The organism is uncultured Tateyamaria sp. (assembly GCF_947487805.1).
Lineage (GTDB): Bacteria > Pseudomonadota > Alphaproteobacteria > Rhodobacterales > Rhodobacteraceae > Tateyamaria.
The window spans coordinates 407,671-420,606 of sequence record NZ_CANKXW010000001.1 but is presented as its reverse complement, the minus strand read 5'-3'; the positions used below and the strand labels follow the sequence as shown (position 1 = coordinate 420,606).

Sequence of the window (12,936 nt, the reverse complement as noted above, 5' to 3'; positions counted from 1 at the left end):
GGCTCAACTGTTGTCAGTGGCCTGTGGGGCCTTCTACACTCGCTGTGATTCAAGGTCACACCAAAGTGGCCAGTCCAACGGGAGTAAATGAATGACGATTTTGAAGACGGCCGTTTTGGCCGCGACGTCCCTATTGATTGCAACGGCCGTCGCGGCGGCACCATTGAAACTGAAACCCGCCAGCCCGCAGCCCAGCGGGCTCAAGCCCGGCCTCGCCGTCAAATACGCCTATCCGCCGGATGTCAAAAGCCTGAACCAGGCCAACCGCGCCCTCAAGCGGGCCAAGGCCGGACCGGCGCTCAAGGGGCTCGACTACCGCGACACGCGCGATGGCGACAAGACCCTGACATCCAAGCAGGCGCACCACGTGGTGGCGGGCATCTCGGGCTTTGTGAAGTTCGACAGCGCCGGCACCTACACCGTTGATTTCCTGACCAATGATGGCCTCGACGCAAAGGTAGGCGGCCAGACCGTCGGCTATTTCGACGGGCGGCAGAAATGCTTTGAAACCCGCGCGGTGCAGGTCGAGGTGCCGCAGGCCGGATGGTACCCGGTGGACATCACCTATTTCCAGCGCGTGGGCTCCGCCTGCCTGCACATGCGCGCGGGCAAGGGCGCGCCCGACTGGATGCCCAACGCGGCATTCGGACACAAGTGACGATATGGTGTCCACGGCGCACGGTGTCTTAACCGGAGGCTGAGGCCACGACGCTAGGGTCGCAAACGTACAGTTTCGGCCCCGATCTGCACAGTCATCGACGGCCCCGATCACGCGATTTGGGGCCGTTTTTGATGAATCGCACGGTTTCGGCGGCAAAGTGTACGTTTTGTCCACTGGCCCAAGGGGTGCGTCACCATGCCCACCGAAATTCGCAAGATTTCTTTCACGGAATTCCGCAAACACGCCAGCCGAGAGCTGAAATTCGTGCACGAAGAGATGGGGCACCTGTGGCTGCACCACCACCGCAAACCGATGTGCGTGGTGATCCCGATGCGCGACGAAATGGTGCTGCACCGCGCCATCGGCCTGAACCCCGACGAGGCGCTGCACCGCGCGCGCGTGGACCACGCCCGCCGGGTGGCGGCCATCGAGGACAGGGCGCGCTGGCGGTCGGAGCCGGTGCTGCCGCTGTCGGGCGACTACCCGCCCATGGGGATGGACGACGCAGGCTATGCCGCGTGGAAGGCCGCGCGACGCTAGCCCGGTGCGGCGCGGTCGGCTAGGATCGGGCGCGGAGGTGGCGTCATGAAGAAATCCGGAATTTTGAACGCAGAGCTGTCGCGCATCGTGGCGGGGCTGGGACACGGCGATCTGCTGGTGATCGCGGACGCAGGATTGCCCGTGCCCGCAGGGGTGCCTTGCGTCGATCTGGCGGTGACGCTTGGAGTGCCCGCGATGCTGGAGGTGCTGGACACGGTGCTGAGCGAGATGTGCGTGGAGACGGCCTTCCGCGCGGAGGAGGCAGGGGCCGTGGGCGGCGAGATCGACGCGCGGGTGCAGTGCGATCTGGTGAGCCACGAGGTGTTCAAGGAGCGCAGCGCCGGAGCGGTCGCGGTGGTGCGGACAGGGGAAGGCACGCCTTACGCGAATGTGGGGTTGGTGAGTGGGGTGGTTTTTTGAGGTGTTTAATTTTACTGGCGCGCTAAAAAACCAGCCAGTTGAGCATGTTTCTTAAGTGTGATTCTTATTTGGCCAGCAATCGTTGAAGGCATTGTATTTTCAGGTGCGAACGCTTTTAGCTCAATTATCGTTTGACGCTGGCCCTCGAAAGGAGCCGCGCACAAAACGTCTGCAGTTACAGACGAGTGACGAGTTTCAATTTTTTCTTCATATTCAGATGGAACTCCCATATGAGAGAAGCATTGGGCTATTCTTTTACCGATTTTTGTCGGATGTTGTGTTACACTTGGATACCACTCTCGGGCAGCGTCGGCACGCTGTGATTTTCTCTCTCTTAGCGGAGCATAATTTGCTGAGTTCCATTTTCCGGAAATGATCGAGTAGAGATGCGTCGTTCGAATACGATCAGTGTAAGACTTTCGGAATTCGAATTTTTCTTCATCTAAACGCTGGCAGATTGGTTGCAAATCAGCTGCTGCTATCGGAATTAGCCGAAAGTCGAAATACAATCGTGCGCGGTTAAGTTCATGAAGAGGGAGTGTCTTCTGGTCTTGCACATTTAGGCTGCGATGCCATGCGTCAAAATTTAACTTATAGCCCTGTTTTGGTTCTGTGAATTGGTGTATTAAATTAATCCGAGCACCGTCAGTGACAGGCCAAAGCATGCAAACCCGGTACTCTGCTATGTTTTGGAAGTCCGGAATTGAGTCTACCAGGCGCTCTGCTACCGCTTCTATTGTGTCGCCAAGCGTATCCTTCCTTTTGCTTATCTCAGCTATGTCTGTTGGCAAGATGTCGAAATCAGAAAGTGGAGCTTCGCTGTTGTGCGCTGCGAATGTGTCAAGTACGATTTCCGGCCACTCGTCCTTGGGTGGTCCATCTATTGAGAAATTTTTTTGAACTAGAATTCTGCTATTTCGGCTAGTTGCTTGGACAAGCAGTTCTTGAAATTCTTCGCTAGTAGTAAGCCAAACAAAAATTATACCACCATCCTTTAATTCATTGCGATCTAAGATAGCTAAGCTCTCAATAAAGGAGGTGGGCAATTCTAACCTGGTTGCAACAGCTTCTTCATACTGATCAACTACCGCAATAATCGGCCTGCCGTCAGCATCTACTTTTGCCATCTCAATGGATTTCAAAATGCTCTCTTTGTCGCCAATGTTCTCTGAATCCAATTGGTATACAAACGTATCAGGAAGGTGAGTTCCAGTTTCCATAATGGCTGATGTCTTACCGCTACCGGACGCACCAAATATAGGCAGAAAACCAATGCCCCCAGTAATCTGTTTTTTTCGAAAAGTGGACGATATAAGAGCGTTCAGTTCCTTATTTGCTTTGAGCCGGCCTCTAAATCCGATGTCGAGGTCTTCATAGCGAGACGGGAGCGAGGGATTCTCAGATTTCAAACTCTCTTCCATCACGATTCTCACCCATCCATCTTCAACGCTGAAATAAACGCCTCCTGCGGGATATCTACTTTCCCGAACTGACGCATCTTCTTCTTACCCGCCTTCTGCTTATCAAGCAATTTCCGCTTCCGCGTCGCATCCCCGCCGTAGCACTTGGCCGTCACATCCTTGCGCATGGCCGACAGCGTCTCGCGGGCGATGACTTTGCCGCCGATGGCGGCCTGGATCGGGATTTTGAACATGTGGCGGGGGATCAGGTCTTTGAGTTTCTCCACCATCGCGCGGCCGCGCATTTCGGCGCGGTCGCGGTGGACCATGATCGACAGGGCGTCCACGGGTTCGTCGTTTACCAGGATCGACATTTTCACAAGGTTATCAGTACGGTAGCCCGTCAGTTGGTAGTCAAAGGACGCGTACCCTTTGGTCACCGATTTCAGGCGGTCGTAGAAGTCGAACACCACTTCGTTCAGCGGCAGGTCATAGACGACCATGGCGCGGGAGCCTGCATAGGTCAGGTCCAGCTGGATGCCGCGGCGTTCCTGGCAGAGTTTCAGCACGTCACCGAGGTAGTCGTCGGGCACGAGGATGGTCGCCTTGATCCGCGGCTCTTCGAGGTGGTCGACGATGGACAGGTCGGGCATGTCGGCGGGGTTGTGCAGCTCGATCATGGACCCATCGCGCATGTAGACGTGGTAGATCACCGAGGGCGCGGTGGTGATCAGTTCGATGTTGTATTCCCGCTCGATCCGGTCGCGGATGACCTCGAGGTGCAGCAGGCCGAGAAAGCCGCAGCGGAAGCCAAAGCCGAGGGCGGCGGAGGTTTCCATCTCGAAGCTGAACGAGGCGTCGTTGAGGGCGAGCTTGTCGATGGCGTCGCGCATGTCCTCGAATTCGGCACTGTCCACGGGGAAGAGGCCGCAGAAGACCACCGGTTGCGCGGGCTTGAAGCCGGGCAGTGCCGTGACCTCTTTGCGTTCGTGGGTGATCGTGTCGCCGACGCGGGTGTCGCGGACCTGTTTGATGCTTGCCGTCAGGAAGCCGATTTCGCCGGGGCCGAGGCTGTCCACCATTTCCATCTGCGGGCGGAAGACGCCGACGCGGTCGACGTGGTGGAGGGTGCCGTTGGACAGGAACTTGATCCGTTCGCCCTTTTTCAGGCGGCCGTCGATGACGCGGATCAGGACGATGACGCCGAGATAGCTGTCGTACCAGCTGTCCACCAGCATGGCCTTGAGATCGCCGTCCGGGTCGCCCTTGGGCGCGGGCAGCTGGGTGACGATGGCCTCGAGCGTTTCCTGAATGCCCTGCCCGGTTTTGGCCGACACCGCGATGGCGCCCGAGGCGTCGATGCCGATCACGTCCTCGACCTGTTCGGCGACGCGGTCGATGTCGGATGCGGGCAGGTCGATCTTGTTGAAGACGGGCACGATCTCATGATCCGCGTCGATGGCCTGGTAGACATTGGCCAGCGTCTGTGCCTCGACCCCTTGGGTGCTGTCGACAACCAAGAGCGAGCCTTCGACGGCGCGCATGGAGCGGGACACTTCGTAGGCAAAGTCCACGTGGCCGGGGGTGTCGATCAGGTTGAGCACGTAATGCTCGCCGTCCTGCGCGGTGTAGTCGATGCGGACGGTGTTGGCCTTGATGGTGATGCCCCGCTCGCGTTCGATATCCATACTGTCGAGCAGCTGTTCCTTCATGTCCCGGTCGGCCACGGTGTTGGTGGACTGGATCAGCCGGTCGGCGAGGGTCGATTTCCCGTGGTCGATATGGGCGACGATGGAGAAATTGCGGATATGTGAAAGCGGTGTCATGGTTGGGATATGTAGGGGTTTTCGGGGGTGGTCAATGGGGTTGGTGTCGCAGGTGGGGTGCTGGTGTGGCTGAGGTTGATTTTTCGGATTTGAACAGCGCTGCTGCGTGGTTTGAGACGCAGAGTGTGGAGATGCGAAGCGTTATGAGCAGCCGCGCGGCATTGCGGGTGCTTGCGAATGTTGGCCTAGAAAAGGAGGACGTGAAAGAAAGGCTTGTCTTGAGTTGCTTTTGGGCGATCCTCACATCTGCGAGTCGTGGCCTTGGTCGACCCGCAGATGTAGGATTAGAAGGCGCTACCCACTCCGCCGCCATCTCAGCCCGCTCCGCAGCCCGCATCCGCAACTCCGCCGCCGACTGGGCAGCCCGCTCCGCATCGCGCTCCGCCTCCGGCATCGCCGACGCAGCCGCCCGCTCCGCCGCCGACTCTGCCGACCGTTCCGCTGCCAACTACTATGTCGCCCGCTCCGTTGCCGTCTCCGCCGCCTACTCAACTGTCTTTAAAGACAGCCAAGTCCCGCGCGCAAACCTACTCCATCTGCCCTTATGGGGCGACACAGAGGTGCCAGAGGGTATCGCCGCCGCTCATGTCGATTTCCTGCGCTATCTGGACAGTCATGCGGATTGGGCATTTTTTAAACGCTGGTATAGCGAGATGTGGGCCGGCACCTTCCGTGATTGGGATCTGGCCGTTGAAGTCGCCTTGCTGGATCCGGATTTGTGGAACGGTGACGACGCGTTGGCGAAGGTGGCCCAAGCGATCCGGGAGATTGAGGCGCGGCTTGGTGCGCGCGGCAGTGACGACCTCATTCCAGAGGATGTACAGACCAGCAACGTCACCCCCTTGTTTCAACGTGCGCCGATTGTTCAGGCGAGTATGGCGACGCTGTCGGAAACGATAAATCTGCGGCTTGACGCGTTTTCTCGGCTGTCGCGGCAGAATGAGCCAATCGCCTTTTACGAAACTTTGAAAGGCTTGCCGGTTACGGCGGAACGGGTCGCAAAGGCCGTTGCGCTTGGGCCGGAAACGGTTGGTAGGGACGTGGTGCTGGCCGAAGAGATCGGCCGGTTGCGGGCGCAGGTTGCGCAGTTGGCAGCCGACTTGCGCGCGGCCCATGCCGAATTAGCCGAATTGCGCGCGAAACCTTGGTACAAGAAGAGTTCAGTGCTTTTTGTAGGTGGCACGATTTCCACCATCATCAGCGCAGCTGTATTATTGTCAGGTGAAGATAAGTTGCTTGAAGACCGATGGAACAAGCTGGCGGTGGATCTGGAGTTTTTGCGCTCGAAAATCTGGCCTGCACCGGATGACAGGATTCTCGACGAATTTCGGTTTGAACTGCCTGACGTAGAGGATGTTTGACGGCGCCCTGGTTTTGACAAGCGCCCGACCCTGGGTGGGCGTCTTGCGCCCTCCCGGGGGGAGGGTCGGGCGCGGCAAAAGCTTTGCTTTTGCTTGGGGTGTGTTGGTGGCGGGGTGAATGCGCTCCCTACGGAGGTTGGATACGATTGGACCGCACCCCTCTCACACATCGCTTTGCGATGTGCTGCCGGGGTTACGCGCACCGCCTTTGGCGGTACGCTTAGATCGCGCGGTCGACCGCCTCTGCGGCCCTTGTGATGTCGCGCCCGACGCCTTTGGCGGTTTCGCAGGCGGTGAGGGTCACGGTGGCGCCAAGGGCGAGCAGGATCAGGACAGTGCGGGGCATGGGACCTCGGGGTGTTGTTTGCGAAATCCATAGCCGCTGGGTCGGAGCCGGTCAAATCGCGCAGCCGCGCGGTGGCGCAGACGTGAATTGCCCTTGGCCCTCAAATCCGTCATACTCGGCCCGAGAGCGGGACAACCCGCCGGAGCAGATACAGGCGTTGATCAGGTCATGAACCCTACCACCCTCTTGATAGCGGGCATTGCAGCCCTGTCGCTGGCGGCATGTTCGAGTGGCGGCAGCCGGTATTCCAGTGCCAATGCCGCGCGCAGCCCTGCGGTGCTGTTTGCCACCGGGCCCATCTATTCCGCGTGCCGGGCGTCGGACCGCAAGCAGGCCAGCCGGGCGCGCTGTGGCTGTGTGCAGGCGGTGGCGGATCAGTCGCTGTCGGCGGGCGAGCAGCGGCGCGGGGCCGGGTTTTTCAGCAACCCGCACCAGGCACAGGTCGTGCGCCAGTCCGACAACAGCAGCGATGAGCGGTTCTGGCGCAAGTGGCGCGCCTATGGGGACCGGGCCGCAAAGCTGTGCACCTGACGCGTCAGAGGTCGCGGAACCAGAATTGCAGCGCCTTGTCGGTTTCGCCCGGCTGGTCGATGTCCTTCCATGCGAACTGCGCGACCACGCCGGGCAGGCGGGCATAGCCGCGCCGTTCCCAGAACCCGTCGAGCGGGCGGTAGCCCTCGGGCCGGAGCGGGTGGTCGGCGGGCCGCGTCACGGCGGCAAAGCAGATATGCGCGAACCCCTGCATGCGGGCAAAGGCCTCGCGGCCATCAAAGAAGCGGTGGCCGATGCCGCGCCCGCGGTAGCGCGGCAGCAGGACGCTTTCGGCGCAGTAGAACGTTTGGGCGATGTCGATCCGGGCGTGCGTGAAGGCATCCGCAAAGTCATCGGCGTGATCGGCCAGCGGTGTGCCCGTGGCCGCCCCCACCAGCCAGTCGCCGTCAAACGCGCCCAGCACGATGGCTTGGGCGCTGTTCTCGTAGACCTCGAGGTATTGGCGTTCATAGGCCACGTCCCCGTCATAGAGGTAGGGCCAGTCGCGGAACACGGTCATGCGCAGGCGGGCGATGTCGTCCAGCGCCTCGCCCAGGTCAGGGCCGGTCAGCGGCACGATCTTCATGCAGAGACTTGCCGCATCCAGTCGGCCAGGTTGTAGTAGGTGGTAACGCGGGTGATCTGGCCCTGTGCCACGTCAAAGAACGACCCCGCGGGCAGACGGTAGGTCTGGCCACGCGCCGCGGGCAGGCCGTCATCGGTGGCGAGATACGTGCCGTTGACGATGTATTCCGCCGCCGCCCGTGTGCCGTCCGGGTGGGTCAGGATCACCATGTCGGTCAGGGTTTCGGCGTAGCATGCGGACATGTGGGCGCAAAACGCGGCAAAGGCCGCTTTGCCCTGCCGCACCTGCCCCTCGTTCACGTGGTGGGCCACGTCGTCGCTGAGACAGGCAAGCATGCCGTCGATGTCGCCTGCGTTGAACGCGTCGAAATAGGTTGCGATCACCTGCATCAGGCGCCTCCCTGAGATGGGCCCCAGCGGTCGGTGAGGCGGGTGATGATCTGGTCGCGGGCGGCGCGGTAGCTTTCCAGCTTGGCCTCGCGGGTTTCACCGAGGCCGGTGGGGTCGAGGATCGGCCAGTACTCCACCTCGAGGTGATAAAACCGCGTCAGTTCCAGCGCGCGGCGCTGGCTGGCCGGGCTGAGGGCCACCACGAGGTCAAAGGAGCTGAGGTCGTCGCCCCAGTCCTCCATCTCGTCAAAGCTGCGCGAGCGGTGGCGCGACAGTTCCACATCCATTTCCTGGCACACCGCGATGGAAAAGCCGTCGATTTCCATGTCGTTCTTGACGCCCACCGATTGGACATAGGTGCCGGTGCCGTAGAATTTCTTCATGATCCCTTCGGCCATGGGCGACCGGACCGCGTTGTGGTCACAACAGAACAGGACGGATTGCGGCAGGGGGTGCGTCATTTATCCGCCGAAATGCAGAACACAGATCAGGGTAAAGAGCCGCCGGGCGGTGTCGGTGTCGACCTCGGCCTTGCCTTCGAGACGCTCTTGCAGCACGCGGCTGCCTTCGTTGTGGATGCCGCGGCGGGCCATGTCGATCGTTTCGATCTGGCTGGGGGGCAGTTTCTTGACCGCCTCGAAATAGCTTTCGCAGATCTGGAAGTAATCCTTGACCACCTGCCGGAAAGGGCCAAGCGACAGATGGAATTCGGCGGCCTTTTCCTCGGCCTCGGTCTGCACGTCGAACACAAGCCGCTTGTCGCGGATCGACAGGCCCACGTGATAGGGGCCCGCGGGCACGGGGCGCGCGTCGCGGGTGGGCAGCACGAATGTGTTGTCTTCCAGCAGGTCGAACATGGCGACTTTGCGCTCCTGCTCGATCTCGGGCGTGGGCGGGGGCAGGTTGGCATCATCCAGCGTGATGCGGGCAATTCGGGTCATGGCGCGGGGCCTTCGGCAGAAAGGTGTTTCGCTCAATGCTTAGGGTCTGGGCGCAGGCAACACAATGCCGCGCACCTGTTTTCGAGGCACAGGCCCACCCATTTCTTTCGGCCGGAAATATCCCGGGGGTCCGGGGGCTGGCCCCCGGTCCTATCCGTTCAGCTTGCGCAGACGGGCGGTCACCGACAACCCATGCGCCTCGAGGCTCTCGGACGCGGCAAGCCGTTCGGCCCCCGGCCCGATGGCGCGCAGGGCGTCAGGCGTCATCTGCGCCAGCGTCGTGCGCTTGACAAAATCCATCACCGACAGGCCCGAAGAGAACCGCGCCGACCGCGCCGTGGGCAGCACGTGGTTCGGCCCGCCGATATAGTCGCCGATGGCCTCGGGCGTCCATTGGCCCAGGAAAATCGCGCCCGCGTGGGTGATCTGGTCGGACAGGGCCACGGGGTCGGCCACGCAGAGCTCAAGGTGTTCGGGTGCGATGCGGTCGGACAGCGTGGCGGCGGTGGCAAGGTCCGGCACGGTGATGATCGCGCCGTAGTCGCGCCAGCTGGCCCCCGCAATCGCGCGCCGTTCCAGCGTTTCGAGACGGGCGTTCACCGCATCCGCCACCGCGCGGCCAAAGCCTGCATCCGTGGTGATCAGCAGCGATTGCGCGCTTTCGTCATGTTCTGCCTGGCTGAGCAGGTCGAGGGCGATCCAGTCGGGGTCGTTGTCGCCATCCGCGATCACGAGGATTTCCGAAGGACCTGCGATCATGTCGATGCCGACCTTGCCGAACACGCGCCGCTTGGCGGCGGCGACAAAGGCGTTGCCGGGGCCGGTGATCTTGTCCACCGGCGCAATCGTGTCGGTGCCGTAGGCCAGGGCCGCAATCGCCTGCGCCCCGCCGATGCGGTAGATTTCGTCCACGCCCGCGATCTGCGCGGCCAGCAGGACCAGCGGGTTTATCACCCCGTCGGGCGTGGGCACGGTGATGGCCAGCCGCCCCACCCCCGCGACCTTGGCCGGGATCGCGTTCATCAGCACCGAGGACGGATAGCTCGCCAGCCCCCCCGGCACATAAAGCCCCGCCGCCGACACCGGCGTCCAGCGCCAGCCCAGCGTGGCACCCGCGTCGTCCGTCCATTGCGCGTCTTGTGGCATCTGGCGGGCGTGGTAGGCGCGGATGCGCTCTGCGGCCAGTTCCAGCGCGGCGCGGTCGGCGGCGTCCACCTGTGCCACGGCCTGCGCCACCTCGTCCGCGCTGACGCGCAGGGTGTCGGGTGTCAGCGCGATGCGGTCGAACCGTTCGGTCAGGGCGATCACGGCAGCGTCGCCGCGTGCGCGCACATCGGCGATGATCTCGGCCACGATGGCGTCCACGTCCGGGCTGTCCTCGCGCTTGGCGTTCAGCAGGGTGGTGAACTGCGTCTCGAAATCCGGGTCGCTGTGGTCAAGAAACTGGGGCATGGGCATTTCTCCGTTCCCGGCGGGACATAGCGGGCCGGTGGGGCAGTCTCAAGGCGCGGGTTCAGGTGCGATCAAAGATGCGGATCATCAGCAGATCGTCCTCGTAACCCTCTGCGCCCAGCAGGGCATTGGGGATTTTGCCGGTCAGGGCAAAGCCGTGGCGTTCGTAGAGCGCGATGGCGCGGTGGTTTTCGACATAGACCGACAGTTCAATCTGCCAGACGCCCATGGCGCGGCCAGCCTCCATCGCCGCGGTCAGCAATGCATCGGCCACCCCCTGCCCCCGCGCCTGTGGGGCCACATAGAGCGGGCCGATTTCACCGCGGTGGCGGCTGCGCGGCATGGTGTTGCGGTTGAGGCCGATGAGGCCCACGGCGGCATCACCCATGAACGCCATGAAGCGCCCGCCAGAGCGGAGCCGTGCGGCGTCTTCCTCAACCGGCACGGCCGCCGCCTCTTTGGCGGAGACGATGAAGGCCTGGGGGTGGCGGAGGATCCCATCCATGCGCAGGGCGCGCCATGAGTCGACATCGCGGTCGGTGGCGGCGCGGATGGTGGTGTCAGTCATCGTGTTGGGGGACGGATTTCGACGGCGCGATATAGGGGCGTGTGACGTCCTTGAGCGTGGCTTCGATTGTCTCGACGGACAGGCGGATGGCCCCGTCGCCTGCCAGTGTCAGCAGGATGTCGCCCGCGCCGTCCGCGCCCGGTTCGAATTCGACGGTCAAGAGCGACAGGATCATGTCGGTGTCGCTGCGGTCGATACCTTGGCTCGCCACGCGCAACACGTGGTCAAAGGCCAGCACGGATTGCACCCGCTCGGGCGCGTGGCGCGCAGCTCCTGCGTCCTCCCAGCGGAAGCGGTTGAGCAGCAGGCCAAAGCGGCGGGCCTTGCTGTCCCATTGCATTTCGGTGATCGGAAACACCGCGTCCTGTGCCAGCGACGACAGGACCTTGAGGTCCTCGACGTCCAGCGCGCCGAGGTTAAGGGGGGATTCGCGCCCGTCTTCGAACCGTGCGTCGTCTGTCATTCGCCTGCCACCCGTTCGATCTGTGCGCCCACGCCGGAGAATTTGCGCACCACATGTTCATAGCCGCGGTCGAGGTGGTAGACGCGCGCGACCCGCGTTTCGCCCTCCGCCGCGAGACCGGCGAGGATGAGGCTGACGCTGGCGCGCAGGTCGGTCGCCATGACCGGCGCGCCCTTGAGCCGCTCGACGCCCTTGACCGTGGCGGTGCCGCCATGCACGTCGATATCCGCGCCCATGCGCACCAGTTCGGGCGCGTGCATGAAGCGGTTTTCAAAGATTTTCTCTTCGAGCACGGAGGTGCCTTCGGCGGTGCACAGGAGCGCCATCATCTGCGCCTGCAGGTCCGTGGGAAAGCCGGGGAAGGGTTCGGTGGTCACGTCCACGGCCCGGATACGCCCGTTCTTGCGCGCGACCTTGAGGCCCTTGTCCGTTTCCTCGACCGAGATGCCGGCGGCGTCCAGTTTCTCGCAGAACGCGCCGACAAGGTCGATGCGCCCCCCCAAGAGCTCGACCTCGCCGCCGCAGATGGCGGGGGCCAGCATGTAGGTGCCCAGTTCGATCCGGTCGGTGACGACGCGGTGTGTGGCCCCGTGCAGGCGGTCGACGCCCTGGATGGTGATAGACGATGTGCCATCGCCGTCGATCTGTGCACCCATGGCGCGCAGGCAGTTGGCGAGGTCAACGATCTCAGGCTCGCGGGCGGCGTTGTTGATGACGGTGGTGCCCTTGGCAAGCGTCGCCGCCATCAGGATGTTTTCGGTGGCGCCTACGGAGGCAAAGGGAAAGTCGATCACCGCGCCCTTGAGTTTGCCGCCGTCCGCCTTGGCGTGCAGGTAGCCGTCGCGCAGGTCAATCTCGGCGCCCATTTTGGCGAGGCCGTCGGTGTGGATGTCCATGGGCCGCGCGCCGATGGCGCAACCACCGGGCAGCGACACCTCGGCCCGGCCTTCGCGCGCCAGCAAGGGCCCCAGCACGAGGTTGGAGGCGCGCATCTTGCGCACGATGTCATATTCGGCGCGGGTGTTGATGTCGCCGTGGCAGGACATGGCCAGCACCTGTCCGTCCTGCATCGACGTGACCTCGGCACCCAGCGATTGCAGCAGTTGCGTCATGGTGCGGATGTCGGAAAGGCGCGGTGCGTTGGTCAGCGTCAGCGGCTCGTCGCTGAGCAGGGTCGCGGGCATCAGCGTCAGGCACGCGTTCTTGGCCCCCGCAATCGGGATCTGCCCGTTCAGAGCGTTGCCGCCACGCACCAAAATACTATCCATCGTTCTGCTCCTTGGGTGTCCCGCTTGTCGTGCCCGCCTGCGCACGCGCACGCGCCTGTGCCTTGCGTTTGGCCATATTCGCCTTGAGCGCCGCCTTGAGGCGTGCGTCGCGGTCGGAATTGGCCTTGGGTTTGGGTGCGGATTTATCTGCCATGGGCCTTCTCTATCGCAGGGGCGATGGGGC

Annotated in this window: 17 protein-coding genes; 5 read left to right on the top strand and 12 right to left on the bottom strand. The window is 62.4% G+C overall.

What is annotated here, in order from left to right; genetic code table 11:
- Positions 1-91: 91 nt before the first annotated feature.
- From Q0949_RS02125 to rbsD, 3 genes are all read left to right on the top strand, one after another.
- On the top strand, positions 92-658 hold the full coding sequence (locus tag Q0949_RS02125) for a PA14 domain-containing protein (protein ID WP_299367887.1): 567 nt from the start codon (positions 92-94) through the stop codon (positions 656-658).
- A gap of 198 nt (positions 659-856) precedes the next feature.
- On the top strand, positions 857-1,201 hold the full coding sequence (locus Q0949_RS02120; RefSeq protein ID WP_299367884.1) for a hypothetical protein: 345 nt from the start codon (positions 857-859) through the stop codon (positions 1,199-1,201).
- A gap of 45 nt (positions 1,202-1,246) precedes the next feature.
- Positions 1,247-1,621, top strand: coding sequence for a D-ribose pyranase (gene rbsD / locus Q0949_RS02115; RefSeq protein ID WP_299367881.1), 375 nt, complete (start codon positions 1,247-1,249; stop codon positions 1,619-1,621).
- An 11-nt stretch (positions 1,622-1,632) separates the two neighbouring features.
- Here the strand turns inward: rbsD and Q0949_RS02110 are convergent, their stop codons facing one another.
- Both Q0949_RS02110 and lepA read right to left on the bottom strand, forming a co-directional pair.
- Positions 1,633-3,042 (bottom strand): hypothetical protein, encoded by a 1,410-nt coding sequence (locus Q0949_RS02110; protein WP_299367878.1) that lies wholly within the window; start codon positions 3,040-3,042, stop codon positions 1,633-1,635.
- Between the two features lie 8 nt (positions 3,043-3,050).
- The gene (lepA, locus tag Q0949_RS02105) at positions 3,051-4,847 is read right to left on the bottom strand and encodes a translation elongation factor 4 (protein WP_299367875.1); all 1,797 of its coding nucleotides are present in this window, start codon (positions 4,845-4,847) and stop codon (positions 3,051-3,053) included.
- Between the two features lie 65 nt (positions 4,848-4,912).
- On the opposite strand from lepA, the gene Q0949_RS02100 reads away from it, so the two are divergent.
- Positions 4,913-6,208, top strand: a complete 1,296-nt coding sequence (locus tag Q0949_RS02100; RefSeq protein WP_299367872.1) for a hypothetical protein — start codon at positions 4,913-4,915, stop codon at positions 6,206-6,208.
- Positions 6,209-6,428: 220 nt separating this feature from the next.
- Here Q0949_RS02100 and Q0949_RS02095 read toward each other — a convergent pair whose 3' ends face one another.
- Positions 6,429-6,554 (bottom strand): entericidin, EcnA/B family, encoded by a 126-nt coding sequence (locus Q0949_RS02095; protein WP_299367869.1) that lies wholly within the window; start codon positions 6,552-6,554, stop codon positions 6,429-6,431.
- Positions 6,555-6,722: 168 nt separating this feature from the next.
- Between Q0949_RS02095 and Q0949_RS02090 the strand changes: the two genes are divergently transcribed.
- Positions 6,723-7,085, top strand: coding sequence for a hypothetical protein (locus Q0949_RS02090; RefSeq protein WP_299367866.1), 363 nt, complete (start codon positions 6,723-6,725; stop codon positions 7,083-7,085).
- Positions 7,086-7,089: 4 nt separating this feature from the next.
- Here Q0949_RS02090 and Q0949_RS02085 read toward each other — a convergent pair whose 3' ends face one another.
- The 9 genes from Q0949_RS02085 to Q0949_RS02045 form a co-directional block, all read right to left on the bottom strand.
- The gene (locus tag Q0949_RS02085; RefSeq protein WP_299367862.1) at positions 7,090-7,671 is read right to left on the bottom strand and encodes a GNAT family N-acetyltransferase; all 582 of its coding nucleotides are present in this window, start codon (positions 7,669-7,671) and stop codon (positions 7,090-7,092) included.
- Positions 7,668-8,060, bottom strand: coding sequence for a ketosteroid isomerase-related protein (locus tag Q0949_RS02080; protein WP_299367859.1), 393 nt, complete (start codon positions 8,058-8,060; stop codon positions 7,668-7,670). The genes Q0949_RS02085 and Q0949_RS02080 overlap by 4 nt, the downstream gene beginning before the upstream one ends.
- Positions 8,060-8,521, bottom strand: a complete 462-nt coding sequence (locus tag Q0949_RS02075) for a low molecular weight phosphatase family protein (RefSeq protein ID WP_299367856.1) — start codon at positions 8,519-8,521, stop codon at positions 8,060-8,062. The genes Q0949_RS02080 and Q0949_RS02075 overlap by 1 nt, the downstream gene beginning before the upstream one ends.
- Positions 8,522-9,001, bottom strand: a complete 480-nt coding sequence (locus Q0949_RS02070; protein ID WP_299293612.1) for a UPF0262 family protein — start codon at positions 8,999-9,001, stop codon at positions 8,522-8,524.
- A gap of 150 nt (positions 9,002-9,151) precedes the next feature.
- The gene (hisD, locus tag Q0949_RS02065; protein WP_299367854.1) at positions 9,152-10,453 is read right to left on the bottom strand and encodes a histidinol dehydrogenase; all 1,302 of its coding nucleotides are present in this window, start codon (positions 10,451-10,453) and stop codon (positions 9,152-9,154) included.
- 61 nt (positions 10,454-10,514) lie between these two features.
- The gene (locus Q0949_RS02060) at positions 10,515-11,021 is read right to left on the bottom strand and encodes a GNAT family N-acetyltransferase (RefSeq protein ID WP_299367851.1); all 507 of its coding nucleotides are present in this window, start codon (positions 11,019-11,021) and stop codon (positions 10,515-10,517) included.
- Positions 11,014-11,484, bottom strand: a complete 471-nt coding sequence (locus tag Q0949_RS02055) for a DUF2948 family protein (RefSeq protein WP_299367848.1) — start codon at positions 11,482-11,484, stop codon at positions 11,014-11,016. The genes Q0949_RS02060 and Q0949_RS02055 overlap by 8 nt, the downstream gene beginning before the upstream one ends.
- Complete coding sequence (murA, locus tag Q0949_RS02050; RefSeq protein WP_299367845.1) at positions 11,481-12,752, bottom strand: UDP-N-acetylglucosamine 1-carboxyvinyltransferase; 1,272 nt, start codon at positions 12,750-12,752, stop codon at positions 11,481-11,483. The genes Q0949_RS02055 and murA overlap by 4 nt, the downstream gene beginning before the upstream one ends.
- Positions 12,745-12,906, bottom strand: a complete 162-nt coding sequence (locus tag Q0949_RS02045; RefSeq protein WP_299367842.1) for a hypothetical protein — start codon at positions 12,904-12,906, stop codon at positions 12,745-12,747. The genes murA and Q0949_RS02045 overlap by 8 nt, the downstream gene beginning before the upstream one ends.
- Positions 12,907-12,936: the final 30 nt, after the last annotated feature.

Bases quoted from the DNA above. Each gene is read 5' to 3' on its own strand.
- Q0949_RS02125 (WP_299367887.1), top strand. From the start codon at position 92: ATGACGATTTTGAAGACGGCCGTTTTGGCCGCGACGTCCCTATTGATT.
- Q0949_RS02120 (WP_299367884.1), top strand. From the start codon at position 857: ATGCCCACCGAAATTCGCAAGATTTCTTTCACGGAATTCCGCAAACAC.
- rbsD (WP_299367881.1), top strand. From the start codon at position 1,247: ATGAAGAAATCCGGAATTTTGAACGCAGAGCTGTCGCGCATCGTGGCG.
- Q0949_RS02110 (WP_299367878.1), bottom strand. From the start codon at position 3,042: ATGGAAGAGAGTTTGAAATCTGAGAATCCCTCGCTCCCGTCTCGCTAT.
- lepA (WP_299367875.1), bottom strand. From the start codon at position 4,847: ATGACACCGCTTTCACATATCCGCAATTTCTCCATCGTCGCCCATATC.
- Q0949_RS02095 (WP_299367869.1), bottom strand. From the start codon at position 6,554: ATGCCCCGCACTGTCCTGATCCTGCTCGCCCTTGGCGCCACCGTGACC.
- Q0949_RS02090 (WP_299367866.1), top strand. From the start codon at position 6,723: ATGAACCCTACCACCCTCTTGATAGCGGGCATTGCAGCCCTGTCGCTG.
- Q0949_RS02085 (WP_299367862.1), bottom strand. From the start codon at position 7,671: ATGAAGATCGTGCCGCTGACCGGCCCTGACCTGGGCGAGGCGCTGGAC.
- Q0949_RS02080 (WP_299367859.1), bottom strand. From the start codon at position 8,060: ATGCAGGTGATCGCAACCTATTTCGACGCGTTCAACGCAGGCGACATC.
- Q0949_RS02075 (WP_299367856.1), bottom strand. From the start codon at position 8,521: ATGACGCACCCCCTGCCGCAATCCGTCCTGTTCTGTTGTGACCACAAC.
- Q0949_RS02070 (WP_299293612.1), bottom strand. From the start codon at position 9,001: ATGACCCGAATTGCCCGCATCACGCTGGATGATGCCAACCTGCCCCCG.
- hisD (WP_299367854.1), bottom strand. From the start codon at position 10,453: ATGCCCCAGTTTCTTGACCACAGCGACCCGGATTTCGAGACGCAGTTC.
- Q0949_RS02060 (WP_299367851.1), bottom strand. From the start codon at position 11,021: ATGACTGACACCACCATCCGCGCCGCCACCGACCGCGATGTCGACTCA.
- Q0949_RS02055 (WP_299367848.1), bottom strand. From the start codon at position 11,484: ATGACAGACGACGCACGGTTCGAAGACGGGCGCGAATCCCCCCTTAAC.
- murA (WP_299367845.1), bottom strand. From the start codon at position 12,752: ATGGATAGTATTTTGGTGCGTGGCGGCAACGCTCTGAACGGGCAGATC.
- Q0949_RS02045 (WP_299367842.1), bottom strand. From the start codon at position 12,906: ATGGCAGATAAATCCGCACCCAAACCCAAGGCCAATTCCGACCGCGAC.